We start from the raw sequence: 23329 nt of genomic DNA, 5'->3' as shown, positions 1-23329 counted from the left end.
CATACGTTCATCACCAGGAGCTTTTCCAATGAAAACAGCCGCCACCGAACAACCCGACCTCCAGCCACTGGCCGACGACAACACCGTCGTCCTCGACTCCCCGATCCGTCGCGGCGTCACCACCATCGACAGCATAACCTTGCGCAAACCCAGCTCGGGCGAGCTGCGCGGCGTGAGCCTGGTGGAACTGCTGCAAATGGACGTCGCCAGCCTGATCAAGGTCGTACCGCGTATCAGCAGCCCAACCCTCACCGCCATTGAGGTCTCCGGCATGGACCCGGCCGATCTGCTCGCTCTCAGCAGCAAGATCAGCGGTTTTTTGTTGCAGAAGTCGGCGAAGACGGATGCATCCCTCGTCGCGTAGAGGACGCCATGGCCGATCTAGCCGTGGTTTTTCACTGGGCACCGGCCGATATGGATCAGTTGGGCCTGCAAGACCTGATGGACTGGCGCGAGCGTGCCAGGGTGCGGAGTTCCACCGATGGCAAATGATCTGAAACTTCAGGTGCTGCTCAGTGCCATCGACAAAGCCACTCGCCCACTGAAGCAAATCAACAACGGCAGCCTGGAGACCGCTCGCGCGCTCAAGGCTGCCCGCGACCGCCTGAAGGAACTCAACACCCAGCAGAAAGACGTCACCGCCTGGCGGTCGCAGCGTGCAGCTGTCGAGCAGACCAACGAGGCGTTGAGTGCCGCCCAGACCAAAGTCAAAACCCTCAGCCAGCAGTTTGCCGCGACCGGCGTGCCGACCAGGGCAATGGCGAAGGACTTTCGAACGGCCCTGCGCGAGGCCCAGCGGCTGAAACAGCAGCACCAGCAGCAGAGCGAGCAGCTCCAGGGGCTGCGCTCCCGACTGTATGACGCGGGTATCAGCACCAAGAACCTGGGCACTCACGAGCGCCAGCTGCGCGAGCAAATCAACGCTACCAACGCCAGCATCAGTGCGCAGGGCAAGCGAATGGGCGAGCTGGCCGCCCAGCATAAGCAAGCGGCGACAGCCCGCAGCCAGATGGAGAAAACCCAGAGAGCAGCCGGGAACCTGGCAGTCAATGGCGCTGCTGGATTGGGTGTGGGATACGCGGCAAGTCGGCCTATCATGGCGGCAGTCAGGGCCTTTGCACCCAATGAAGACTCAGCCACCCAGCTCAAAGTGTCCATGATGGGCGACACCGGCAAGGTGTCAGAGGACTTCCAGAAGATCACCGAGCAGGCCACCAAGCTCGGCGACCTTTTGCCCGGTTCCACGGCAGACTTTCAAAACATGATGACCATGCTTCGCCGCCAGGGCCTGAGTTCGAAAAATATCTTGGGCGGTACTGGTGAAGCCGCCGCCTACCTCGGCGTCCTGCTGAAAATGGAAGCGACTCAAGCCGCTGAGTTCGCTGCCAAGATGCAGGACGCTACGCGCACCACTGAAAAAGACATGATGAGCCTGATGGATACCATCCAGCGAGGGTTCTACGCGGGTGTTGATCCGACCAACATGCTTGCCGGCTTCAGCAGCATTTCGCCCGTGATGGACATCATCAACAAGTCAGGTTTGGAGGCAACCAAAAGCCTGGCACCACTGCTGATCATGATGGATCAGGCCAGTATCGAGGGGAGCAAAGCAGGTAATGCCTTTCGAAAAATATTTCAGGCATCGCTGAAGAAAAGCAACGTCGACAGCATCAACAAAATGCTCGCCGACAAAGGGCAGAAAATCAGCTTCAGCTTTACCAATGAGGAAGGGAATTTCTCTGGCGTGGAGAACCTCTACGCCCAAATCGACAAGATCAAGGATCTGAATCAGGTCGACAGAACAGCGGTTATCGGAAAGCTGTTTGGCGACGACGCGGAAACCATCACGACCCTCAACGTCATGATGAACAAAGGGCTGGCCGGGTATCAGCAGGTGCAGCAGCAACTACAAACCCAGGCTAATCTACGCACCCGCGTGAATGAACAGCTGGGTACCCTGACCAACGTGATGGAAGCCGCAGAGGGCAGTTTTACCAACGCCTTGGCCGAATTCGGCGCGGCCGTCGCGCCCGACTTGAAAGACCTGATTAAAACGCTGGGCGACATCGCCAACAGCGTCGGGACCTGGGCACGAGAAAACCCGAAGTTGGCTGGTGGTCTAGTTAAGGTAGTGGGCCTTGTGGCGGTCCTGGCGTTCAGCTTCGGGGGCCTGGCATTGACCATGGCGAGTCTGTTGGGACCATTTGCCATGCTGCGCTATGGCATGACCATGTTTGGCATCCAGGGCGGTGGCGTCTCCAAAATGGTGAAGGGGCTGTTCCCCACGCTGACTGGACTTGCTCGCAACGTATTTCCGATGTTCACCCAGGGCATACGCCTGCTCGCCACAACCATGGGCGGTGCGCTTTTAACCGCCCTTCGCACCGTAGGGATTGCGCTGTGGGGGCTGGCAGCAAACCCGATTGTCCTGGTCATCGCCGCCGTGGTCGCCGCCCTGGCTGCCGGCGCCTACCTGATCTACACCAACTGGGACGCGGTGAAGAACTACTTCGCCAACGCCTGGACCGAGATCAAAGCCGGCTTCAGCGGTGGGATCGTCGGCATCATCAACACCCTGGCCAACTTCAGCCCCATCGGCCTGATTTACCAGGCCTTCGCCGGGGTGCTGAGTTACCTGGGCGTGGATCTGCCCAGCCGCTTTACCGAGTTCGGCAACATGATTGTCAATGGCCTGGTCAACGGACTGATGGCTGGGCTGGGCAGCGTCAAGACCGCCATCAGCTCAATCGGCGACGCCAGCATTGGTTGGTTCAAGGAAAAGCTCGGTATTCACAGCCCGTCGCGGGTGTTCGCCGAGTTGGGCGGGTTCACCATGGCTGGGTTGACCAAAGGCCTGGAGGGCGGCCAGAAAGGCCCGCTCAACGCACTGAGCAGCATGGGCAAGCAACTGACAGCCGCCGGCACGCTGGCCCTGAGCGCCACCGCTATGCCGGCGTTGGCCGTAGATGACCGACCGCCCCTTGCTGCCTCGACTGCGACAACCACAATGTCCGCCCCGGCAGAAGTGACCATCCATGTTCACGCGGCACCAGGCATGGATGAAGGCACCATCGCTCGGGAAGTAGCAAAACAGGTTGATCGGATACTGAGAGCTAAAGAAGTACGTCAACGCAGCCAGTTAAAAGACTTGGAATAATCACCATGATGTGTGCCCTCGGCATGTTCGTGTTCAGCCTCTCCACCGCCGCTTACCAGGAGCTGCAACGCCAAACCGATTGGCGCCACGCCAGCAACAACCGCGTCGGCGCCGCTCCTGCGCGGCAGTTCGTGGGCCGTGGTGACGACTCCATCACCCTCCCCGGCATCATTTTCCCGGAACTGGCCGGCAGTGCCCTCAGCCTGGACGCCCTGCGCCTGATGGCAAACACCGGTAAGGCCTGGCCCATGGTCGAAGGCAGTGGCCGGATCTACGGCCTGTGGGTGATCGAGAGCCTCAGCGAAACCAAAACCATATTCTTCAGCAACGGCACGCCACGGCGCATTGAGTTCACCCTGAACCTCAAACGAACCGACGATGACCGGATCGATCTGCTCGGCGCTGCCACCAACATCGGCGTCAACATCCTGCGGGGGCTGCTGTGATTGACGCTGCGCTGTCCAAGGTCACCGGCTACCTCAAAGACACCGCCCAGCGCTTCATCCGCGACGCGGCCTACCCGGTACCGGCATTCCGTCTGTCCGTAGACGGCCTCGATATCGCCCAGAAGATCAGCCCGCGACTGATGAGCATGGATCTGACCGACAACCGTGGCGTCGAAGCCGATCAACTCACCATCACCCTCAGCGACCACGACGGCCTGCTGACCATCCCGCCCAAGGGCGCTGTATTGCGACTGTGGCTGGGTTGGAGTGATACAGGCCTGGTAGACAAAGGCACCTACACCGTCGACGAAACCGAACACAGCGGCGCCCCGGATGTACTGAGCATCCGCGCCCGCTCGGCGGACCTGCGCAAAGGACTCAAGACCAAACGCGAACGCAGCTGGAGCAACACCACCCTCGGCAAAGTCCTGGGCGATATCGCCATCGGCAACAACCTCACCGCCACCATTGCCGGTGCCCTGGACGGATTGCCGATCCTGCAGCTCGACCAGGCCAACGAATCCGACGCCAACCTGATCAGCCGCCTGGGCGAAGAATTCGACGCGGTGGCCAGCGTCAAAGCCGGCTGCCTGTTGTGCCTCCCAGCCGGTGGTGGCAAGACCGCCAGCGGCCTGGACCTGCCCCACATCACCCTGACCCGCATCGACGGCGACCAGCACCGGTACCTGCAAGCAGACCGCGACAGCTACGACGGAGTCCGCGCCTATTACTACGACGTCAACAGCGCAAAAAAACAGGAAGCCATTGCCGGCGGCGGTGACAACCTCAAAGACCTGCGCCACACCTACAGCGACCAACAGTCAGCCCTGCGCGCTGCCCGTGCCGAATTCCGACGACTGCAACGCGGCAGCGCCACCCTCAGCTACACCCTCGCCGTGGGGCGGCCGGACCTGATTCCAGAACTGACCTACACGCTCCAGGGAGTGAAGGCAGAAATCGACGAGATCATCTGGTACGGCGGAAATGTGCAGCACAGCCTGACTGCTGACGGCGGTTACATCGTGAGCCTGGAGCTGGAGAGCAAGTTGCCAGAGGACAATGTCGAGGATCTGGCAGAGGACAATCCAGGGGATTACACGGGAATAATCGCGTACTACCGGGATGAGAAAACCGGAAAGGAAAAGACAATCACGGCGGGGGATCAGGCGAAACCGAGGCGATTGCGGTGGCTGTATGCCAGTGAGAAGACGGCCAAGCGTGCCGTAGATCGAGAGTGGAAAAAGGCACAAGCCGAAAAGTCGGCATAAACCCCGGCGCTCGGCCGGGGCCCTGTGGGCGTTACTCAGGAGCCTGCGCAAACACTTCCAAAAGTCGCATCACATCATTTTTTTGTTGGGCACTTGTGGCCCGAAACAATACCAACAATATGACTTCTTGCTCACTCAGGCAGTCCGAGTTTACGGCTGACGACTGGCTGTTCGAGACGCTATTGTTCCCCATCATGCGATTACTCCTTTCACATGCAACGGGAGCCCGGTGCCAACACGGCACCGTCAAGGTCTCCCGGAGAACAACGGATGTTCATCACAAAATCGGTGTGTCATCAGCTGACGAACAAAAAACTGTGAGGCTTTGTAACCCTACAACTGCCCAGGTCGAGCCCGAACATCAAGTACTTGGTTATTCGCCGGATTGAAGTCGCATTCGTAGGTATGCCTTTGGAAAGCGCCAAAGCCGTTCTGAAATTCGATTTTGTCTCCGATGAAGGTCAGCAGGCCTTGCTCTTGATTCAGCCAACGGAAATGGCTGAATTTCGTCTCGAAAGTGCCATCAGTCCAGCGGGAGGTGTATTTGGCCAGGCGAGATACCGGATCTTTGCAATAGACACTGGCGGCAATTCCGTACTTGTCTCCCGCGCACTGTAGGTCCTTACGGCAGGCAGCTTCATCGACCTTGGTTTTTTTATCATCCGCTTTATCGCTTTCACCGCCAGAGCACATTGAAACGACGATAGCGATGATGATCACCAAAAATATGGCCCCTCCAACAGCGCTTCCCGTGGAAACACCTGGATTTGCCACACCGCAGTTAGGGCATGTTTTCGCCGATGTATCGACATTATGTTTGCAGGACTTACAGGGCTTCAGCGCCATTCCTCTACTCCTTTGAACTTCCTTGAAAAACCGGCCATCTTGGTCGGTGTGTTACTTCCGTTCGCCTAACCTCAGCTACTCGGCTGCTGCCCTACCCACTACTGCGAACGCTAAGGCCATGCGTAGCAAAACCTGGCGATCTTCTTCAGTGACGTGCTGATAAGCAGCCAGCAACTCTGAAGCATCAGCACCGATGCTGTCGGTCGACCGCGGCTTACGCTCGCCAGTCACCACATAAAGAATGTCCACCCCTTTCCCAGCCACAGCTGCGAGGTAAACCGCATCTGGGCTTCGTTCACCTTTCTCGTAGTTGTACTGGCTATTTTTCGAAGCCCCTGCGACGGCCGCAAATTCAGTCTGACTGAACCCTAAGCGCTCCCGTTCCTCTTTGAGGCGGTCACCAATACCCACATTTGTCTCCATCAAGACTTGACGATCCCACGTACATGGGAAATACTTCGCCTATCACCACACGAAACCACACGAAACGAGACTATGCCGAACGCATCCCCCATCGAGCAAGCCTGCCAAGAGGCCCGTGATCGTCTCGCACGTCTCGGGATCTCGGCAAAAGACTGGGCCGAAAAAAATGAATTCAACCCGTCGACGGTCTACGCGGTTCTGAACGGACAGAAGAAGTGTTTACGCGGTGAGGCTCATCGCGCCGCCGTGCTGCTCGGAATCAAAGACGGCGTCATTACAAACTAGGGCCTCTGGCTCCAAGGGGAAACCAGAAGATGAAACGCCCAGTTCTAGCGACCAAGCGGCAAGTAATGAGTGCAGTTATTTGCGACTACCCAGGCGGACGCGAATGCGCTTCAGCTCGCCTTGGTTACGAGCTCAAGAAGTTCGATAACCACATCTATGAAAATGCCGGCAGCCGACCTTTAAGCGATGAGCAGATTCATGTGTTGGAGCAGGACGCTGGCACCACACATCTGCCGGAATACATCGCAGCCTTGTACGGCGGCATGTTCGTCCCACTGGCAAATCCCGAAACCCTGGACAACGTCGACCTCTACAGCCGGTCGGTCAACGCTGCTGCCAAGCGCGGAGTCGTCGACCAGATCATTGCCAAAGCCTTGGACGACGGTCGCATCGAACGTGACGAGGCGGAAGCGATCCTTGCCGCGCACAACCGCTATATGTCGGCTCGTCATTCAGAAGTACTTGCGACCATCCAGTTGCACAGCAAGGGGCCCCAACATTGAGCACTTACAAGCTGGTTTGCCCCCACTGCCAAGGCCGCATGCGTATCCGCACCAGCGAAGGACAGCACATTTTCTTGCGTATCACCTACATGCAATGCACCAACGAAGCCTGTGGCTGGTCGGTGCGTGCTTTGTTTCAAATGACCCACGAGCTGAGCCCCAGCGGCATGCCCAACCCAGCTGTAAAGCTGCCAGTTGCAGACGTGGTCATTCGTCGACAGGCAATGAAAACCGCTAACGATCAACCCGATCTGCTGGATCAACTGGAAATGGAGCGTGCGTGATGAAGCCCGAGCAATTGACTCATGACTACCGCAGCAGCATGCAACACGCTGCTTTCGCTTACCTGCAACGCCATGACGCCGAACACCTGGTGGACTCCGATCTGCTGTTCGACCGGTGCATACGTCATCTGACCCTGGCTCTGGAAGTGCCGGTGTTCATGGCGCCCAAGCTGGTACACAACGCCTGGACCGAACTGCAGGTCATCAAACAACGGCAAAACCTGGGTGTGGACTGGGGTGCCGGTGATGACAGAACGGTCGTGCATCTGATCGATACCCGCGCCCACTTGCGATATCCGGTACCGGCACGACTGCTCCCGCAGAAATTGCTCGACCAGCGCGATACCGCGCTCAAGCCTCACCCTCAGTAAACCCCTTTAAAACATCCCGCCCTTCCCCGGCTGCCGTGGGTTTGGGTGAGCTTTGCCCGAAATCCGAGGTGGACCATGGAAATCGACGTCGCCATCACCGCAAAACTGCCCCGCGACCAGGCCGAAGCCCTGCTTCAGGTGCTACGTGCTCAGTACGCACAGCAGTTCAACGAGCATTGGTACGACGACCGCTTTCGCATGATCCCCGAGGGTTTGCGGCATGGCTCGCTGCTCGTCGCCTTCCCGGTGATGGCTGCACAGAAACGCCTGATCGGCGCCCTTAAACACAGTCTCGACGAAGCGAAGTAAGCCCCGATGGAAATGAAAGAAAGGCTGCGCGCCGACGTCATCCAACGCATTGAGCGGGACTACCAGCTCAAGCACATGCGCGGCACGGACTATATGCGTAAGGGTGTTTGCCCTGCCTGCGGCCAGAAGACTCTGTACACCTTCTACGATTCGCCCTGGACGTTGATCTGTGGACGGCCGGAAAAGTGCGACCACCGCGTCTATATAAAGGACGTGTATGACGACCTGTTCAACGACTGGAGCAAGACCGCCCCGTCGACACCGGACAATCCCCTTGCCACCGCCCGCGCCTACCTGGAGTTTGCGCGGGGCTTCAAATTTGAGCTGATCGCCGGATGGTTCACCCAGGAAAACTACTGGGATAGCCGGCTCAATATCGGTAGCGCCACGGTGCGTTTTGCCCTGGAGAAAGGTGGCTACTGGGAACGCCTGATAGATCGGCCTGACCGCTTCGGCAAGATGAAAGCGCGCTTCCGCCCTACCGGCGAAGGTGCAACAGGCTACAAAGGAGTTTGGTGGTGCCCGCCGAGCGTAGACCTGTTGGAGGTCGACGAACTGTTTATCGTCGAAGGGATATTCGACGCTATCGCCCTGCTGCATAACGACGTGTCGGCCGTGTCGATGATGTCCAGCGCGCCCTGCCCGATTGATTCGCTCAAGGCCCTGGTCAAGCTGCGCCATGACGCTGACAAGCGCCTGCCGACTCTGGTGTGGGCACTGGATAACGAACCGGTGGCTAAAGCCAATACACGCCGCTGGGTCAAAGAGGCCCGCGACCTGGGCTTCACCTGCAAAGCGGCAGTGATCCCACAGCCCAACGGTAAAAAGGTCGACTGGAACGATCTGCACCACCGCTGGAAGTCGATCGAGGGCGACGAGAAACGTGCCGAGCGCATCGAGCAAGACCTTGATAACGCTCGCCACCAGGGTGACCTGCTGCTGGCTGACTCGGCTGAAGAAAAAGGTTTCCTCATCTACCTGCGCGACGAACGCAAAGAATTCAACTTCACATTCCGCAAGCGCCTGTACTGGTTTCGGATTGACCTTGATAAGCACGACCGCGCCATGAGTGACCTTGAGAGTTCACAACATCACGAGGACCAACTGCTCAACGATGAACAAAAGCGTTACAAGGCACTGCGCCAATCCGGCTCAGTGACCTGCATCGCCAACTGCAATTTCCAAGCGCTGTACTACATGCGCAACGACCTGACCGATGAGGCCTGGTACTACTTCCGTATCGAGCGCCCGCAAGGGCCTGCCATTAAAAGCACGTTCACGGCCAAGCAACTCACGTCGGCGCCTGAGTTCGCGAATCGCCTGCTCAACGTCTCCAATGGCGCGATGTTCGAGGGCAGCGCCCAACAACTGAAACGGATTCTGGCACCTCAACTGGACTGCCTGAAAGCCGTCAACACCATCGAATGGATCGGATACAGCCGCGAACACGGTGCTTATGTTTTCAACGACCTGGCCTTCTTCGACGGGGCGGTGCATGTGCGCAACAAAGAAGACTTTTTTGACCTGGGCAAGCTGAGTATCAAGTCACAGAGCCAGTCGCCCGTGCTGCACATCAATACCGACCTGAACGCCTACAACGAAGGTTGGTTCGACATCTACTGGCGCTGCTTTGGTGTCCAAGGTCTGGTAGTGCTGGCCTGGTGGCTTGGCGCTTTGCATGCCGAGCAGATCCGCCAGATCCACAAGTCGCTGATGTTCCTGGAGCTGGTAGGCGAAGCCGGGTCGGGCAAAACCACCCTGGTCGAGCTGCTGTGGAAACTGGTCGGACGCACTGATTACGAAGGTTTCGACCCGTCCAAAGCAACAGCAGCCAGCCGTGCGCGCAACTTCTCGCAGGTCAGCAACCTGCCGGTGGTGCTGATCGAGTCCGAGCGTGAACAGAAGGAAGGCCAGCCCGTAAAGCACTTCGACTGGGACGAACTGAAAACCGCCTACAACGGCCGCAGCGTTCGCTCCACTGGCGTGAAAAACAACGGCAACGACACCCACGAACCGCCATTCCGCGCCGCCCTGCTGATTGCGCAGAACAACGCGGTGAACGCCTCAGAACCGATCCTCCAGCGCCTCTGCCACGTCCATCTGACCCGCGAGCACCACACCCCGGAAACCAAGCAGTTCGCCGAGCAGCTGGAGCGCATGCCGATGGAAAGGATTAGCGGCTTCCTGGTCAAGGCCTTGCAACGCGAAGCCAACACCATGCGCCTGATGGAAGAAAACACCTCCGGCTACGAGCAGGAGCTGCTGGCACAACCCGGCATCCGCACAGTGCGTATCGCGAAGAACCACGCCCAGTTGCGAAGCCTGGTGGATGCCCTGGCCGACGTCGTCCCGCTTGGCGAGCACCGTAAAGCCCTGGCGCACGCCGAGGTCAGCCGCATGGCCCTGGAGCGCCAGCAGGCAATCAACGCCGACCACCCGACCGTTACCGAGTTTTGGGACCTGTACGACTTCCTCAACGGTATGGACGAAACAGGGGCGCTCAACCACGCCCGTCGAGATGGGCTGATCGCGGTAAACCTCAACGAATTTGTAGAGATGGCGGCGAACAAGCGCCAGCAGGTGCCCGCCCTCAGTGACCTGAAACGCCTGCTCAAGACCAGCAAGTCACCCAAGTTTCTGGAATCCAACAAGGCCGTCAACTCGGCGCGGGCGCTGGACGCTTTCGACAAACCGAAAACCATTCGCTGCTGGGTATTCCAGGGCGTGTAGGGGCTGCAACCCCTCGACACCATCCACCCAAAGGAGAAGCACCATGCACATACAAGTAATCACCGGTGACGGCAAGGAGGGGGAAACCAACCGCCTTCGGCATTTGAAAGAGCTGAAAGCCTGGTTTAACGAGTCCGGGAAAATTGTTCACGCTGAAGCCTACGACCCTGCCGGGCTGGTCGCAATCCTGGAGGTTCGTGCCGTAGGCGATAAAGAAATACTGGTGCTGGAGTGCAGCCGGGAACAGATCCAGGCAGTCCTGGAATGGCAATCCGCGACAGATGAAGTTGTCGAGTTTGAAAACCTGCTGCTGCACCTCGTGCGCAAGCAAAACCCAATCGGCGAAGGCCAGTAAGAAGATGGTGTCGAGGGGCTGCAACCCCTCGACACCGACCACCCAAAGGAGAAGCACCATGCAAGTGAATCAACCCCAAGGCGGCACTGTAGAGGCTACCACAACCCCACTCGCCGTCGGCGACAAGGTCAGTTATGTCGCAATGAGCGGTGGAGGTCGGGAATACCGTCTCAGAGCTCGTACAGGCGTGATCACAAGGATCGCTGGCAACGTCGCCACCTTGCGTACCTCAAACGGTCGTAGCACCACCCAACCACTCGACAAGCTGACGCCTGACGGTAAGCCCAACGCGCTGACACGCATGCTCATGGGAGGGCAGTGACCATGCTTAAGCGTGTTTTTAAGCATTTTCACTTCTGCTGCGGCCTCGGCGGCGGCGCCAAAGGGTTCAACAACGCCAAGCCCGTGGTGGGCAACATGCAGGCCGAGTGGCAGTGCATCGGTGGCATTGATGTTGACCCGGCCGGGTTGCGCGACTTCCAGCGGCTGTCTGGTGTTTCTGGCACGTTGATGGATCTGTTCACCCTCAGCATGTACACCGCGTTTCACGGCAAGCCACCATCGCCTGGTTGGGTTGAGGCTGGCCCCGACGATGTACGCAAGGCTGCCGGTTACGAGCGCCCAGATGCGGTGTTTATCTCCAGCCCCTGCAAAGGCGCCTCGGGCTTGCTATCCGAAACAATGAGCCTGACCCCGAAATACCAGGCCCTCAACGAACTGACGCTACGCTGCGTGTGGTTGATGTGTGAAGCCTGGAAGGATGACCCGGTATCGTTGATCGTTTTCGAGAACGTACCGCGCCTGGCCACCCGTGGCCGGCACCTGCTGGACCAGATCAACAAGCTGCTGAACCACTACGGTTATGCAGTTGCAGAAACCACGCACGATTGCGGTGTTATCGGTGGCCTGGCCCAGAGCCGTAAGCGTTTCTTGCTCGTGGCCAGGCACATCGAGAAGGTGCCGCCCTTCCTGTACGAGCCAGAGAAAAAGACGCTCAAGTCTGTTGGTTCGATCCTCGGCCGCATGCCAATGGCTGGTGATGTTGCCGCCGCAGGTCCAATGCATCGACTTCCGGCGCTGCAATGGAAAACGTGGGTTCGCCTCGCCCTTGTCGAGGCTGGCAAGGATTGGCGCTGCCTGAACGACTTAGCGATCGAGGACGGCTACCTGCGCGACCTGGTCATCGTTCCGCAATTCCGTGACGGCTTCCTGGGTATGCATGACTGGAACGAAACCGCCGGTACCGTCGCCGCACGTAGCGGCCCAACCAATGGCAAGTTCTCGGTAGCGGATCCACGGGCCAGGGCCGGCGCCCTGCAATACCAGCAGTACGGTGTCCGCCGTTGGGATGAGACGAGCGGTGCAGTGATCGGCGTCAAGTCACCCGGGCAAGGGACATTCAGCGTTGCTGACCCCCGCGACCCTGGCATTGGGCACGCCAAGTACAACGTGGCCCAGTGGGACGGCACCTCGCGCACGGTAATTTCTGGCAGCACCACCGGCCAGGGCGCTTTCGCTGTTCAAGACCCACGCCCAGGCATGAAGCGCACCAAGGGCGATGCCTACCTAACCGGCGGCCATTACGGGGTTGTGGGTTGGAGCGACCAGTGCGGCGCGGTTTCAGCCAGCGCCCGCCAGGACAATGGGCGCTGGTCTGTTGCAGATCCCCGCATGCCAGAAGCCAACGAGCGGCTGACCTGCGTTATCGAAAGCCTCGACGGCACATGGCACCGGCCATTCACCACGCTGGAGCTGGCCGCACTGCAAAGCCTGGTTGAGCCTGAGGAATGGTTTGAGCTGGAAGGACTGAGCGACCAGGCCTGGCGCGAGCGGATCGGGAACGCAGTTCCACCGGCCGCAGCCGAAGCAATCGCCCATGTGATGGGCACCACCTTGTTGCTGGCCCAGTCCGGAGAAACTTTCATGCTCAACAGCATGCCGGTTTGGGTGCAGCCGGTAGCGATTGCCCTGAGCGTGGCACAGCGGGAGGTAGCGCTATGAACGTCCTTCTCCTGCTGTACCTGTGCTCAGACGCAACCCGCACAGATTGCCAGGTGTTGCCGGCTCAACTCTGGCAGGGACCAGATGCATACGAACAATGCATCGGTGCAGTGCCAGGCCTGACCGAGGCCCTGACGGCGCCCAACCGTAATCGACACCGATTTGTGTGCGAGGTCCAGCCGGACAGCGAGCAAAGCGTTAGGCATCAAGCCAAGCCGGCGTTCATTCATCAATCGTTTCGGATGTGAGGGGATAGCAATGACACATAAATGCTACCGGCGTGACCCAGCTGTTAACGCCATCACCGACCTTGTGACTGATGAACAGATGCTGGTGACATTCCAGGGTACCAACTTCGGGCACAACGACTACCGTGGCCTATTGGCCCAGGGGTGCATTAAAGCACTGGCCGGCTGGCACCAGGGGCACACGCTTACCACAATTCTGCAAGAGCTTCGCCTGATCAACTGGAACAAGCAGTCGGGAAAAATCAAGGTTACCGCCAAAGGTCGCCACTACATTTGGCTTGCCTTCAAAGGCCGTCCGGGAGTTTAGCTATGAACACAGCCTTCATTCTTATGGCCCAATACGACGGCCAAGCGATTATCTCGCTGGAGTTGGTGTGTCGGGATTACTTCACACACCTGACACCGGACATGTTCCAGCGCAAGGTGATGAGTGGTCAGATCAAGCTGCCAATTACCCGCCTGGAGCCGAGTCAGAAGTCTGCCAAGGGCGTCCACATCACCGACCTGGCCGTCTACCTCGACCTACAGCGCGCCGCCGCGGTAAAAGAGCACAACCAACTCAACGGGTTAAAACCCGCCGTTTGAGCCACTTCATTGATGCGGCGCCCAGTTGGACGGGCGCCCTCAATATTTTCTCGTGCCATTCCCAGCCAACATATCGGTCACCCTTGCCACGCAGGTGGGTGTATCGCCGCATAGAGTTCCAATCCCGGTGCCCGGAAACACTCGCCACACGCGGGATATCCCAGTCCATTTCAAACAGGCGGCTCACACCTTCATGGCGAAGGTCATGAAAGTGAAGATCTGCAATTTCCAGGAATTTGCAGGCTTTCGCCCAGGACGTCGAGATTGATTCAGGGCTGTAGGGGAATATGTCGTCGCCAGCTTTTGGCATTGTCCGGAGGATCTGCCATGCCTCATCCGGCAGGAAACACCAAACATCGTTGCCAATCTTCTGGCCGGGATTCTTCATATCGCGCACCAGCACCCGTTGACCAGGCTCGTCGACATCCGCCCAGCGAATACGGGTTATTTCATCCAAGCGGCGTGTGGAGAACAGGGCAAACCCCACGACTTTCAACATATTGATGGCGGTCGGGCGCCTGGCCTGCATGGCTTGGTAGTGCATCAGCACCTTTCCCAACTCGTCCAAGGTCGGCCGGCGGTCACGCTCCCGGCTTTTCAGGTTGTAGCCCAGCTTGCGCAGCACACGCCTGGCGCCGCCCATGGCGAGCGGATCGACCTGATAGCCCCAGGCATCTTTGGCGATGGCCAGGACAGCGCCGAGGTGCGCCAAGTCGTTGCCAGCGGTTTGTGGCTGAACCCCGCCACCCTCTCGGCTCATTCGCCAGAGGGCGAAGTCGACCAGGCATTGGGTGGTAACGTCGGTATCGTTCAGTTTGCCGATATCCATCTTACCGATGGCTTCGAGCGTGAACTTCTTGGTTTTGCCCAACGGCCGGGCCTTTTCCACTTCCCGCAGGTACTGCTCGATCATTTCTTTGACGGTGACGCCCTGCCGGCTCGCCCGCTCGATAGCACCAGGCTGGTCCAGCTCCGATTCGCGCTTGCGCGTCCACGCCTGGGCTGCCTGTTTCCGGGCGAAGGTCTGGCTCTCTTGGTAGACTTGCACTCCGTCGCGCTTGATGCGGATCTGAGCCGTATAGCTCACAGTCCCATCCGCCAGTTTTCTTGCCCTGATAGTCGCCATATCGAAAGTGGTACGCGTCAGTTTTGAGGTGGTACATCGTACCACCGAGCCTTGAAAAACGCCTGAAAACGCCCTAAAACACGCCAAGAACACGTTGAGTAAAATGCTAGATAAACAGAGCTTTAGCCCAGCAGAATCAAGCCCCGCACTGTCTCGGCGCTTTAGCGTTGCACCTATGATGGATTGGAACTACTAAGCCAAAGAGTCTTTAAAACAAAGGCCTACAGCTCACCCAGCTTTAGCTCGTACCACTTATGTACCACTGGACTCCTTTCGATCCATACCTACGCCCTGACTAGCCGCCTTAGGCATCAGGCAGATAACGGCCAGAAGCGGACGTACGCGACACGAGCTTGGTTGCCCCTTAATCTTTTTTGTGAGAGGTTGAGGGACGCTGATTCATCAAGGAAGATCATGGACATTCGATCGACAGAAACAGAGGATTGGATGCTACTAAAGCAAGTCCGACTCGCCGCGCTTTTGGACACGCCAACGGCATTTGGTGTCAGTTATCAAACTGCTGCCGCATACACTGATGAACAGTGGAAAGTTAGAGCCTCATCAACCGGAACAGCATTTTGGCTGGCACTCGACAAAGGTAGACCTGTCGGAATGATCGGTGCCGCAGTCAATAGTGCACATCGCTTTAACTTGATAGGAATGTGGGTTGATCCTGCTGCCCGGGGCTCAGGAGTAGCAACTCAGTTGGTAGAAGTTGTGAAAGCTCGCGCTACCGCGGAAGGCTTTGATCGCGTTTTTCTCGACGTATCGCCCGACAATGCGAGAGCCTCGAACTTCTATCTCAAGCAAGGTTTTATTTTCATGGATGAATGGGAGCCGTTAGAAAGTCATCCGTATATTACGGTTCAGACGATGCTCTGGATCGGAAGCTGATTCACGAGTTCGCTCTTAGCCGGATGTCCCTTAGAGGTCGGCTCCTGCACGTCACAACGGAAAGAAACCGGCCAATTTCTATCGACGCTGACCGGCCGCTTAGGGTCGATTGCTGCCAGTCAGGCGCAAAATCACCAGCTTTATCGGTGATGGATTGGAACACTTAAATCTACAGACCTTAGAGCCCGGCACCTGTGGCATGACTCAAAACCACTCGTACCACTTTCGTACCAACACAATTCCAATACTCAGGGCCTGCCCCTTTTCACAGGCTGTAGCGATTCTGTGCGCTGTCACTGCTATGCTTGATCACTGCCAAAATAGGTCAGTCGTAAAGTGATGAGTTCCCCACGGCGATACACGCTGAGGATGTAGACATGGAAGTGCTGCGCAATATCATCAATGAGCAACTCGAGCTGCTTCGCCTCACGTTGTACGTGACGACTCAGGGCCCTCTGGAGTACAGCGGAGAGACGTACAACTGTACCCTCTCAGAAGAAAAGCAGAGGACCTCACAACCGATCGCAATGGCCGCAGGACAGACTGTAAATACGCTACTTAAGTGCTCCGACTGGAGAGGAGTACCGGTTCGGGATCTCTATCCTCTAGCGCGAAGCTGTATTGAGTCGTTCATAAATGCATCTTTCCTGCTGGCGGAAGACGATGCAAAAGCCGAGCGTGCAGTCCGGTGGTTGAAGTATCGTGCTTGGAAACAACACAATCGTAGCGTTGGGACTGGGACGTTTTCCCTACATATCTCCAACGATACCCCTGCCCCCGAAGAAGCAAGCGAGTTCACGAGAAGGGGCGTGTCTCGTGAATGGAGCGAATACGACACACCTACCCGATTGAGAAGAGTGGCCGAACTCGCTGGTGGTAAGGCTGGCTCGCGCTTGCTGGCAGCCTATGCGCTTGTCTACTCCACCTCTTCAGAAATCATCCACGGATCCCCCTACGGCGTGAGCTATTTTTATCAAGCATACCTTCCGCCCGACCCCACCGTGGAGGACTTCCCAAAAGCAACACAGCTACAACTAGAGGATTTACTTTGTGCGGTCTGCCATGCTCTCGCCGGTTATTTATCTTGCAGTACTAAGGTTTTGGGACTTAGGCAGATGTATACCGCCGAACAACGACTTTTCAACCGGCTTCTAGCACACGAAGGTGTTGAGCCTCAAACAGTGGAAGATATTACATAAGATTAATTATCAGCCAGGAACGTTTTTTTTAAATTAGTTGAGTGCACACCTTTAATCAATTTCGGTCGGCAACGCTCGAAATCACCAGCTTCAGAGGTGATTAATTAGACCAGCTAGGAAGTGAAAAACGAACCCCTTACAAAACCCGCAAAGAATATAAAACCACACCCTATTCCTTATTTATTATACACCTTAGCCTTTTGCACCAAACAACACTCACTGCAGTACAACTAAAAAAGAAAAAGACCATGCTCACAATACTATCTAATTGGTTCTCAGATCCTAAAAACTGGGGAGCATTACTGATAACAGCGCCGATAGCAATCTTGGCCTTATTCGTCGCCATTAAAAACTATCAGCGAAAGTCAGGAATATCGATCCGAGGAGGATTTGGAATTGCATCAAGCTCAAGATGCGAAGAAAGCTACGTGTCACATATAGTACTAGAAAATCTAAAAGATCGAGCAGTTACAATATACGGTATTTTTTTAAAAGTAGGGCACAATTTTTATATCGATTTAGAAAGCCATGAAGACAACCCGCTTGTCTTGAAGCCCTACGAAACATACCACAGGACGATGGGGGAAATAATTTTCTATAGCGTTAACACGAATATAATAAAAATGGAAAAACTTCTCCAAGACAAAAAAACAAAAAAACGTTTAGTACTTTCAACAAGCGAAGGTAAATATATCGTACCAAAGGAAGTCAAAAGATGGTCGCCTGTAGGGGATTTTTTTAGAAACTATCTGACTGGAGTAATACGAACCGTTAGAGTTTCTCACAACAAAAAAGACATAGGTGGCAATGTCCGATTTATAGTCGACATAACTAATACTGACGGAGACATAGAAACCATTGAGCTAATGAGCGACGATTACCAGCTAGTCATTTTCAAAAACTTTATACTTACGGAGGAAAGCCTTTCAACCAAAGAATCTTTGGAGAATTTCCTGCAAGAAAAATTGGAAAACAACCTTATTTCTAAAGGATCATCTATCAAAGTCTATGATTTTTATGAACATAAGAAAAAAATAAACGAGCTATATCGAGGCGAAGCAATAGAAGCAGAGCGCTATAGCGCCTCCTATTACTACGTATTTGGCAAGCTCTATACTATTTACTCAAACCTTAAAACCGCCAGAGCAAACAAACGCATCCAGTCAGAAAACAATAAACGTAGAGATTGATTCGCTGTTGGACGGCAAGTAAAGGTTTGTACACTCTGAGCAGCGAGTATTTAAGGATGTGAATTTAAGATAAACTCCTTCCGTTTAGCTGTCGTTTAAGATCAGTTGTGTTTGCCTTTCGGCATTGTCCGGCGTGGGAGCCAGTCATCGGCAGCAGGATTGCCTGTAAGTATGCAGAGCATCCTGCGGCTTATGAAACCTCCTTCATTTTCCCTCTCGCGTGCAAGATCCTCCACTCCACCTGGATATCTGATTTTAAAATTGATTACACTCAGCTCCTTATGGAAATCTGCTAGGCTTCCTGCTGGAAAGTGCAAGGTTATGACCTGTTTTTTAGACACTCGCGTGGTGCTTATTTTTTCTGGTTCGGCCATAGACCAGGTCCACATGCCATGAATTAGCGCGTTTCGAGATTCATGCAGGCGAGTGATATTTTCGAACTGCTGCTCTAACAATACAGCACGCTCGCCCTCTTCTACTTCGGCAACCCGAGCTTTCCATAATTCCAGTACCTTGAGAAAATTTAGGTTATTCATCACCCTTGGTAACTTCTCGACATCTTGCACATCGAAAGTTGCAATTGTCTGTGCAAACACTTCGGACTCAAGCGCCCCCCAAAGAGCAATGATCCTGCCGATGAGTATCGCTTCTTTGTCAGAGAGCGGAAGGTCGTAAAGTTCGATCAAATCATTTTCACTCATGGGTGAATTCTCTCAATATTATCGGTGGGGAGGTAGACTCTCTACGCCTGTCGTAGGCGCATAATCGCATTTGCAATCTCTTTGGCATTTGTATCCAGAGCTTCCATGGCACCGGCTGCATTATATGCAGCACTCTCTACTCCATTCTCTGAAAGCCATTTAGTGACCTCCTCTATTGCAGCAGCAAGAGCATGCTGATTATGCAAAAGCAAAGTCAAAGCATCTGCCGTTGCGATGTTGGATACTGAGTTTTCTGGCATGTAAGTCATCCTTGGCGAGATTTCTGCAAAAGCATAGCTCATCTGGCCGCTAGTTTAGGTCACTAAGCCATCCTGGACTAACTTTCCGTACCAGAAAATAGCATCTACCCCTAATCTTCCCATGTGGTCATTTTTTCATACGATCAAAACCAGAAACTCTATTTTATATAATTAAATCAGTTAGCTAGCCTTGATCAATCTGCAGTGAAGGAGAAATTCGAAAGCATCCGTCCCCCTGATCTGTCAGCCGACTCCCCTGAATACAAGGGCTCCAGCGGTGCCAGTTGCGCAAAAGCATGCCCACTCCATTCCCACGCGCATCAGCATGCACCTCAGTACGCGTGCGCATCACACGTAGAGGGGCCTGAAATTCAAAATCTAGAGGGGGCACAAAAAGAGTAACATAAGTAATCTTGACCGTTTTTTACGCTCAAACAATTGATATTTAAGGGTTTTATATTTAGAGCAAAAGGTAATTTTTAAGTAATATTGAAGTAATCTGATTACTCTTTACAAATGTAATTCCCCACTTTTATAAAACCCTTTAAAATCAATAGCTTGACAAAAAATTACCTTTTCAATTACTTCTCTGTTACTCCTTTTTGTAATCTCTTAACCCACGAAATACGAGGGCTCCAGACCGTTTCCGTGGGGAGATTACTGAAATTACTCTTTTTGAGACTCCCCCCCTCCCCATAAACAACATAGCCTCCAAGGCCCTTCCACAAAATACCCCCTCGGTGCAGGGTTCCGCAGGTATTTCCGAGTTCGGAAATCGGAAAGCGGCCCCTAGCCAGCGCCGTGTTGAGGGGGTTGCAGGTATGCAGAAAAAGCGACCCATTTAGCCCGCAGGCGAGGTGGGGGGACGACGGCGCGCGCCAGGTGCAGATCGAGTTGCCGATCGCTGCCAGGCTGGGCAAACTGCTCGATGCCACATCCTGGACAAGACTTCGCAAGGAACGCATCGATGACCATGCCCATACTGTTTGAGTTTGAAGCATTGCCGGTGCGAGTCGTGACCGAAGAGAACGGAGAGCATTGGTTTTGCGCCAAGGATGTTTGCACGATTCTCGGCTACAGCAACTCAAGACAGGTGATCAGCGACAACTGCCGCGAGAAAGGTGTCCGTAGGACGGACACCCTTACGGAAAAAGGTAAGCAGGAACTGCAATTCATTGATGAAGGCAACCTATACAGGCTCATCATCAGAAGCAGGAAGGAAGAGGCTAAGCATTTCGAATCATGGGTTTGCGACGAGGTACTTCCAGCTCTGCGCAAGACCGGCAGCTATCAATTGGAAAGCCGCTCGACAGCCTCCGCGCGCATTGCTAACCACCGACTTCGCTTATCGTTAGGCAAAGAACTCCATCGCACCCGAGACCCAGCGCTGCGCACGCTCATTCACCAACAACTGGCTGACGTGTCCAATGCATTGGGCCTACCTACCCCGGATATCGACAGTTTAGGTCGCACCGCGCCCACCGTACCGGATGTTCTTAGGACCTTTTGGGAGGCTTTGAATTTACTCGACAGCAAAGGCGTGGACTATAACCACACTGCTCGCTCAAATACCCTGGCCATCAATCTACGAGAGCTAACCCGCTTGCTCAGCGAGAACGGCCGAACGCTACAAATCGACACCGTCCAACGCCAAGCCATGTGGCAAAGTCAGAGCCCCCGCTGCCTGCACAAGAACCATGCTGTTCACAGTCGACTAACCGGAAAGATCATCAAATGCTGGGTGTTTGAGCGACAGGCTGAATGAGGATGGGTGCAGAAAACTCGATTATTTAGTCGGCAGGAGAGGTGCGGGGACGACGGCGGTTGGTAGGAACTGCTCAGATTACGGAACAAGGCGTTGACTGGCTTCACCGCGTCTTCAGGCTTTTATTTAGTTCCGAGAGCCCGAGGTACACCGAAGACCTGGTCGGCGTGTAGCCGCCTGTGGAGTGCATCCTGGGGGAAAACGGTGGGCCCACTCAGGGCGCCAAGCGTCTAAGGACACTTGGCGCTCGACATCGTCGACGTGTCTATCTAAGGCCGAAGCAGAACAGGCTATTATTATCGTAGTGATAGAAACACATCCCTGAAGAGTCGTTTTTTAGTAGGCGGACATACGAAGTACTCCCCTCCGAGAGTTCCAGCTGCCTATCTAATATAATAGGAACTCCAAGCTCACTTAATAAAGTGCGCAGTCCATCCGTCACAACTTGCTTTTCGATGGACATATAGGCGTATGCGCCCCAAATAGGAGTAATATCCCCGGTCACATATAAGTACTCCGTTTCTCCCGCCTTTTGCCAAGTCGAAGTATATTGAAACGAACGGTGTCCCAGCGTCATAGTTTCAACATTATTTATCACGCGCTCATTTTTCAAAGCATCATCTTTCTCGATGTATATTGCAGTGCGCATTTTATACTCGACATTTTTTTCAACGCCCCATTCTCGTAAATAAACTGCCAGTGTAACCAAGACCAAACTACAGACCAGAACAACCAAGAACATAAACTTTTTGAAGCTCATGATTCCCCTCCTGCGCGCGACAGGCAATTCGCAACAGCATAATCTAACGGTACCGAGATCGGCACTGTAAAAGAGCTGAAACCTGCGGAAACATAGCATACAACCCTATATCTTTTTTCATGAACCCTAACCATGACCTTCCCATAAGCCCCCATAGGAATATTTTTGATTTGAGCCTCCAAAGGAGCCGCAATATCTTTTTTTAATGAAATAATAAACTCAACATCAAGCTCTCCAACATTAAATTTTGTAATTCTTAGAGGATCCCTAGTTAAAATCTCAAATTCCGGCTTAAGCAAGTAGATCAAGGAAGCCAAAAAAAACAAAAAAACAACTGCCCTCAACAAACGCACAACAACGTGCTTCCGGCCTCCCCTCTCAAAAGACTTGCTAGTTCTCTCATCAACCGTAAAAGTAAGATCTGCACTATTAACTTCTACATCCAACTCCTGAACCGGATGCTTTTCAACACTGAGAGAGCCAACTAAAAAATCCGAATTAAACATATAGCCAGCTTTTGGGCTAGTGACAATAATTCCATGCCCATCTGCACCAAAGAAAGACCTTATATTAAAAATAGCCTGCGCCAAGCTACCAGTTGCCACTACACGCCCAGGCCAACCAAATAGAATTAGCTGCTCCTTGTTAAACACTTCTCCCGACCTAGAGATAAGTTGATACAAGACCCTAATCTCCGCTGTACCCAGGTTGCAGATGATAGGCTGCTCCTCGAGATCTCTCACCCTCAACCTTTTTTTAGGACCGTCAAAAAACAAACGAGCCCACCTCTTCTTCCCAGAGTCCATATAGACTGTAAAAACTTCAACCCCCACACCTATTTCCTGATCAGGCATAGCCGTTTCTCACTCTAGATCGGACTCAAAATCAATATAGACGATACTGAAGCAGTAGAAACGCAAAGGAAACCCCCGACTACAAAATCTCTCTCACCCCCAAGCAAATAAAATTAATAAACGATCAATGATTTGACCGAGCGTTAAACAACCTCCAAATTTGACGTAACGAATTGTGGAGCAACGAACATGCAAAATAAGTCGAACGCCAATAATGCCAACAGTTTTGTCGAATACGACCAACTGTCGAAGGATTACCAACAGCAGATCCTCGATTTAAACAAGCGACAGTTAATTCCTGCACACTCGTTTAGCCAGGTTTTTAGCGCCGCGCTTGGTGATCGCATTATCATTAGCAATCTTCCCTCGAGCCCAGCCCACAACTCATCAAGTTTCTGCGATAAAATCTCAATCGAGATTACCTCAACAAGCAAAAACTCTATTAACCTCAAGCTAACCATCAGCAACAACACTTTTCTAATAGAGAAACAATTACCAGCAAAGAGCTAAGCCAGTTCCAAGAACTGGCCACACTTCAAAAACCGAGCATTTCAAAGACTATTACAGTTGACTCGTATAAAAACCGGCTTGCCTTATCTGGATACCTAGAGATACTGGAGCTTGCCCATCCATCAATAGAGGCAGAGCACAAGACATTCACAACTTACGCTTAACTTCTGAGCTGGGGCAATTATTATGCATTCACAATCAAGACATATATCAAGGTGCAACTTCACCACCAACCAATGGATTAATTAAAAAGCCCTCC

At 54.2% G+C, this 23329-nt stretch carries 28 protein-coding genes; 21 read left to right on the top strand and 7 right to left on the bottom strand.

The window, feature by feature from the left end; all coding sequences use genetic code 11:
* The first annotated feature begins 28 nt into the window (after nt 1–28).
* From ACO77H_RS08320 to ACO77H_RS08300, 5 genes are read left to right on the top strand one after another with little or no spacing between them, the layout of a single operon-like run.
* Complete coding sequence (locus ACO77H_RS08320) at nt 29–364, top strand: phage tail assembly protein (protein ID WP_128592877.1); 336 nt, start codon at nt 29–31, stop codon at nt 362–364.
* A gap of 8 nt (nt 365–372) precedes the next feature.
* A complete protein-coding gene (locus ACO77H_RS08315; protein WP_029293885.1) occupies nt 373–492 on the top strand; it encodes a GpE family phage tail protein in 120 nt (39 codons plus the stop codon).
* Nucleotides 482–3157, top strand: a complete 2676-nt coding sequence (locus ACO77H_RS08310; protein ID WP_432755250.1) for a phage tail tape measure protein — start codon at nt 482–484, stop codon at nt 3155–3157. Before ACO77H_RS08315 ends, ACO77H_RS08310 begins: the two co-directional genes overlap by 11 nt.
* Before the next feature lie 5 nt (nt 3158–3162).
* A complete protein-coding gene (locus tag ACO77H_RS08305) occupies nt 3163–3603 on the top strand; it encodes a phage tail protein (RefSeq protein ID WP_169960485.1) in 441 nt (146 codons plus the stop codon).
* Nucleotides 3600–4871: a phage late control D family protein gene (locus tag ACO77H_RS08300; RefSeq protein WP_432755249.1), complete on the top strand. Its 1272-nt coding sequence runs from the start codon at nt 3600–3602 to the stop codon at nt 4869–4871. The genes ACO77H_RS08305 and ACO77H_RS08300 overlap by 4 nt, the downstream gene beginning before the upstream one ends.
* A gap of 333 nt (nt 4872–5204) precedes the next feature.
* On the opposite strand, the gene ACO77H_RS08295 is transcribed toward ACO77H_RS08300, so the two are convergent.
* Nucleotides 5205–5717, bottom strand: coding sequence for a hypothetical protein (locus tag ACO77H_RS08295; protein WP_432755248.1), 513 nt, complete (start codon nt 5715–5717; stop codon nt 5205–5207).
* 75 nt (nt 5718–5792) lie between these two features.
* Nucleotides 5793–6128: a helix-turn-helix domain-containing protein gene (locus tag ACO77H_RS08290; RefSeq protein ID WP_432755247.1), complete on the bottom strand. Its 336-nt coding sequence runs from the start codon at nt 6126–6128 to the stop codon at nt 5793–5795.
* Nucleotides 6129–6212: 84 nt separating this feature from the next.
* Between ACO77H_RS08290 and ACO77H_RS08285 the strand changes: the two genes are divergently transcribed.
* The 11 genes from ACO77H_RS08285 (at nt 6213) to ACO77H_RS08235 (ending at nt 13811) form a co-directional block, all read left to right on the top strand.
* The gene (locus ACO77H_RS08285; RefSeq protein WP_092231667.1) at nt 6213–6425 is read left to right on the top strand and encodes a DNA-binding protein; all 213 of its coding nucleotides are present in this window, start codon (nt 6213–6215) and stop codon (nt 6423–6425) included.
* A gap of 29 nt (nt 6426–6454) precedes the next feature.
* Nucleotides 6455–6928: a YmfL family putative regulatory protein gene (locus tag ACO77H_RS08280; protein WP_432755246.1), complete on the top strand. Its 474-nt coding sequence runs from the start codon at nt 6455–6457 to the stop codon at nt 6926–6928.
* Nucleotides 6925–7212 (top strand): ogr/Delta-like zinc finger family protein, encoded by a 288-nt coding sequence (locus ACO77H_RS08275; RefSeq protein ID WP_057439568.1) that lies wholly within the window; start codon nt 6925–6927, stop codon nt 7210–7212. Before ACO77H_RS08280 ends, ACO77H_RS08275 begins: the two co-directional genes overlap by 4 nt.
* Complete coding sequence (locus ACO77H_RS08270; protein ID WP_170060364.1) at nt 7212–7583, top strand: hypothetical protein; 372 nt, start codon at nt 7212–7214, stop codon at nt 7581–7583. The genes ACO77H_RS08275 and ACO77H_RS08270 overlap by 1 nt, the downstream gene beginning before the upstream one ends.
* Nucleotides 7584–7658: 75 nt before the next feature.
* Nucleotides 7659–7892: a hypothetical protein gene (locus ACO77H_RS08265; protein WP_057439570.1), complete on the top strand. Its 234-nt coding sequence runs from the start codon at nt 7659–7661 to the stop codon at nt 7890–7892.
* 12 nt (nt 7893–7904) lie between these two features.
* Nucleotides 7905–10622 carry a toprim domain-containing protein gene (locus tag ACO77H_RS08260; RefSeq protein WP_432755742.1) on the top strand — a complete coding sequence of 906 codons (2718 nt, stop codon included), beginning with the start codon at nt 7905–7907 and terminating at the stop codon, nt 10620–10622.
* Nucleotides 10623–10665: 43 nt separating this feature from the next.
* Entirely contained in the window at nt 10666–10977 is a 312-nt protein-coding gene (locus ACO77H_RS08255; protein ID WP_432755245.1) for a hypothetical protein, read from the top strand.
* Nucleotides 10978–11035: 58 nt separating this feature from the next.
* On the top strand, nt 11036–11299 hold the full coding sequence (locus ACO77H_RS08250; RefSeq protein WP_432755244.1) for a hypothetical protein: 264 nt from the start codon (nt 11036–11038) through the stop codon (nt 11297–11299).
* Nucleotides 11300–11301: 2 nt separating this feature from the next.
* Nucleotides 11302–12978 carry a DNA cytosine methyltransferase gene (locus ACO77H_RS08245; RefSeq protein WP_432755243.1) on the top strand — a complete coding sequence of 559 codons (1677 nt, stop codon included), beginning with the start codon at nt 11302–11304 and terminating at the stop codon, nt 12976–12978.
* A gap of 258 nt (nt 12979–13236) precedes the next feature.
* On the top strand, nt 13237–13533 hold the full coding sequence (locus ACO77H_RS08240; protein ID WP_432755242.1) for a hypothetical protein: 297 nt from the start codon (nt 13237–13239) through the stop codon (nt 13531–13533).
* 2 nt (nt 13534–13535) lie between these two features.
* Nucleotides 13536–13811, top strand: coding sequence for a pyocin activator PrtN family protein (locus tag ACO77H_RS08235; RefSeq protein WP_096143616.1), 276 nt, complete (start codon nt 13536–13538; stop codon nt 13809–13811).
* Here ACO77H_RS08235 and ACO77H_RS08230 read toward each other — a convergent pair.
* A complete protein-coding gene (locus ACO77H_RS08230; protein ID WP_432755241.1) occupies nt 13786–14937 on the bottom strand; it encodes a tyrosine-type recombinase/integrase in 1152 nt (383 codons plus the stop codon). The two genes, ACO77H_RS08235 and ACO77H_RS08230, sit on opposite strands and share 26 nt — an antisense overlap.
* Nucleotides 14938–15351: 414 nt before the next feature.
* On the opposite strand from ACO77H_RS08230, the gene ACO77H_RS08225 reads away from it, so the two are divergent.
* The 3 genes from ACO77H_RS08225 (at nt 15352) to ACO77H_RS08215 (ending at nt 18220) form a co-directional block, all read left to right on the top strand.
* Nucleotides 15352–15831 carry a GNAT family N-acetyltransferase gene (locus ACO77H_RS08225; RefSeq protein ID WP_170043395.1) on the top strand — a complete coding sequence of 160 codons (480 nt, stop codon included), beginning with the start codon at nt 15352–15354 and terminating at the stop codon, nt 15829–15831.
* A gap of 377 nt (nt 15832–16208) precedes the next feature.
* Nucleotides 16209–17030 carry a DUF5677 domain-containing protein gene (locus ACO77H_RS08220; RefSeq protein WP_432755275.1) on the top strand — a complete coding sequence of 274 codons (822 nt, stop codon included), beginning with the start codon at nt 16209–16211 and terminating at the stop codon, nt 17028–17030.
* Nucleotides 17031–17278: 248 nt separating this feature from the next.
* On the top strand, nt 17279–18220 hold the full coding sequence (locus ACO77H_RS08215; RefSeq protein WP_432755274.1) for a hypothetical protein: 942 nt from the start codon (nt 17279–17281) through the stop codon (nt 18218–18220).
* 101 nt (nt 18221–18321) lie between these two features.
* Here ACO77H_RS08215 and ACO77H_RS08210 read toward each other — a convergent pair whose 3' ends face one another.
* Nucleotides 18322–18921, bottom strand: coding sequence for a hypothetical protein (locus ACO77H_RS08210; RefSeq protein WP_432755273.1), 600 nt, complete (start codon nt 18919–18921; stop codon nt 18322–18324).
* Nucleotides 18922–18962: 41 nt separating this feature from the next.
* On the bottom strand, nt 18963–19181 hold the full coding sequence (locus ACO77H_RS08205; RefSeq protein ID WP_432755743.1) for a hypothetical protein: 219 nt from the start codon (nt 19179–19181) through the stop codon (nt 18963–18965).
* Nucleotides 19182–20148: 967 nt separating this feature from the next.
* Here ACO77H_RS08205 and ACO77H_RS08200 point away from each other — a divergent pair.
* Nucleotides 20149–20946, top strand: coding sequence for a BRO-N domain-containing protein (locus tag ACO77H_RS08200; protein ID WP_432755272.1), 798 nt, complete (start codon nt 20149–20151; stop codon nt 20944–20946).
* A 265-nt stretch (nt 20947–21211) separates the two neighbouring features.
* Here the strand turns inward: ACO77H_RS08200 and ACO77H_RS08195 are convergent, their stop codons facing one another.
* Together ACO77H_RS08195 and ACO77H_RS08190 are read right to left on the bottom strand one after the other, a co-directional pair.
* Complete coding sequence (locus ACO77H_RS08195) at nt 21212–21706, bottom strand: hypothetical protein (protein ID WP_432755271.1); 495 nt, start codon at nt 21704–21706, stop codon at nt 21212–21214.
* Nucleotides 21703–22560 (bottom strand): winged helix-turn-helix domain-containing protein, encoded by an 858-nt coding sequence (locus tag ACO77H_RS08190; protein WP_432755270.1) that lies wholly within the window; start codon nt 22558–22560, stop codon nt 21703–21705. The genes ACO77H_RS08195 and ACO77H_RS08190 overlap by 4 nt, the downstream gene beginning before the upstream one ends.
* A 189-nt stretch (nt 22561–22749) precedes the next feature.
* On the opposite strand from ACO77H_RS08190, the gene ACO77H_RS08185 reads away from it, so the two are divergent.
* Nucleotides 22750–23070, top strand: a complete 321-nt coding sequence (locus ACO77H_RS08185) for a hypothetical protein (protein ID WP_432755269.1) — start codon at nt 22750–22752, stop codon at nt 23068–23070.
* The last annotated feature ends 259 nt before the right edge of the window (nt 23071–23329 follow it).

It is taken from the genome of Pseudomonas sp. WMBT8 (assembly GCF_050916005.1).
Taxonomy (GTDB): Bacteria; Pseudomonadota; Gammaproteobacteria; order Pseudomonadales; family Pseudomonadaceae; genus Aquipseudomonas.
The sequence above is the reverse complement of the archived record's forward strand: the minus strand, read 5'-3'. Positions and strand labels throughout refer to the sequence as shown.

What these genes read in the sequence shown, in the direction of transcription:
- ACO77H_RS08255 (WP_432755245.1), top strand. Translation starts at nt 10,666, where the DNA reads ATGCACATACAAGTAATCACCGGTGACGGCAAGGAGGGGGAAACCAAC.
- ACO77H_RS08270 (WP_170060364.1), top strand. Translation starts at nt 7,212, where the DNA reads ATGAAGCCCGAGCAATTGACTCATGACTACCGCAGCAGCATGCAACAC.
- ACO77H_RS08285 (WP_092231667.1), top strand. Translation starts at nt 6,213, where the DNA reads ATGCCGAACGCATCCCCCATCGAGCAAGCCTGCCAAGAGGCCCGTGAT.
- ACO77H_RS08265 (WP_057439570.1), top strand. Translation starts at nt 7,659, where the DNA reads ATGGAAATCGACGTCGCCATCACCGCAAAACTGCCCCGCGACCAGGCC.
- ACO77H_RS08320 (WP_128592877.1), top strand. Translation starts at nt 29, where the DNA reads ATGAAAACAGCCGCCACCGAACAACCCGACCTCCAGCCACTGGCCGAC.
- ACO77H_RS08215 (WP_432755274.1), top strand. Translation starts at nt 17,279, where the DNA reads ATGCTCACAATACTATCTAATTGGTTCTCAGATCCTAAAAACTGGGGA.
- ACO77H_RS08210 (WP_432755273.1), bottom strand. Translation starts at nt 18,921, where the DNA reads ATGAGTGAAAATGATTTGATCGAACTTTACGACCTTCCGCTCTCTGAC.
- ACO77H_RS08240 (WP_432755242.1), top strand. Translation starts at nt 13,237, where the DNA reads ATGACACATAAATGCTACCGGCGTGACCCAGCTGTTAACGCCATCACC.
- ACO77H_RS08245 (WP_432755243.1), top strand. Translation starts at nt 11,302, where the DNA reads ATGCTTAAGCGTGTTTTTAAGCATTTTCACTTCTGCTGCGGCCTCGGC.
- ACO77H_RS08250 (WP_432755244.1), top strand. Translation starts at nt 11,036, where the DNA reads ATGCAAGTGAATCAACCCCAAGGCGGCACTGTAGAGGCTACCACAACC.
- ACO77H_RS08235 (WP_096143616.1), top strand. Translation starts at nt 13,536, where the DNA reads ATGAACACAGCCTTCATTCTTATGGCCCAATACGACGGCCAAGCGATT.
- ACO77H_RS08310 (WP_432755250.1), top strand. Translation starts at nt 482, where the DNA reads ATGGCAAATGATCTGAAACTTCAGGTGCTGCTCAGTGCCATCGACAAA.
- ACO77H_RS08220 (WP_432755275.1), top strand. Translation starts at nt 16,209, where the DNA reads ATGGAAGTGCTGCGCAATATCATCAATGAGCAACTCGAGCTGCTTCGC.
- ACO77H_RS08195 (WP_432755271.1), bottom strand. Translation starts at nt 21,706, where the DNA reads ATGAGCTTCAAAAAGTTTATGTTCTTGGTTGTTCTGGTCTGTAGTTTG.
- ACO77H_RS08205 (WP_432755743.1), bottom strand. Translation starts at nt 19,181, where the DNA reads ATGCCAGAAAACTCAGTATCCAACATCGCAACGGCAGATGCTTTGACT.
- ACO77H_RS08315 (WP_029293885.1), top strand. Translation starts at nt 373, where the DNA reads ATGGCCGATCTAGCCGTGGTTTTTCACTGGGCACCGGCCGATATGGAT.
- ACO77H_RS08305 (WP_169960485.1), top strand. Translation starts at nt 3,163, where the DNA reads ATGATGTGTGCCCTCGGCATGTTCGTGTTCAGCCTCTCCACCGCCGCT.
- ACO77H_RS08225 (WP_170043395.1), top strand. Translation starts at nt 15,352, where the DNA reads ATGGACATTCGATCGACAGAAACAGAGGATTGGATGCTACTAAAGCAA.
- ACO77H_RS08185 (WP_432755269.1), top strand. Translation starts at nt 22,750, where the DNA reads ATGCAAAATAAGTCGAACGCCAATAATGCCAACAGTTTTGTCGAATAC.
- ACO77H_RS08230 (WP_432755241.1), bottom strand. Translation starts at nt 14,937, where the DNA reads ATGGCGACTATCAGGGCAAGAAAACTGGCGGATGGGACTGTGAGCTAT.
- ACO77H_RS08295 (WP_432755248.1), bottom strand. Translation starts at nt 5,717, where the DNA reads ATGGCGCTGAAGCCCTGTAAGTCCTGCAAACATAATGTCGATACATCG.
- ACO77H_RS08190 (WP_432755270.1), bottom strand. Translation starts at nt 22,560, where the DNA reads ATGCCTGATCAGGAAATAGGTGTGGGGGTTGAAGTTTTTACAGTCTAT.
- ACO77H_RS08260 (WP_432755742.1), top strand. Translation starts at nt 7,905, where the DNA reads ATGAAAGAAAGGCTGCGCGCCGACGTCATCCAACGCATTGAGCGGGAC.
- ACO77H_RS08280 (WP_432755246.1), top strand. Translation starts at nt 6,455, where the DNA reads ATGAAACGCCCAGTTCTAGCGACCAAGCGGCAAGTAATGAGTGCAGTT.
- ACO77H_RS08200 (WP_432755272.1), top strand. Translation starts at nt 20,149, where the DNA reads ATGACCATGCCCATACTGTTTGAGTTTGAAGCATTGCCGGTGCGAGTC.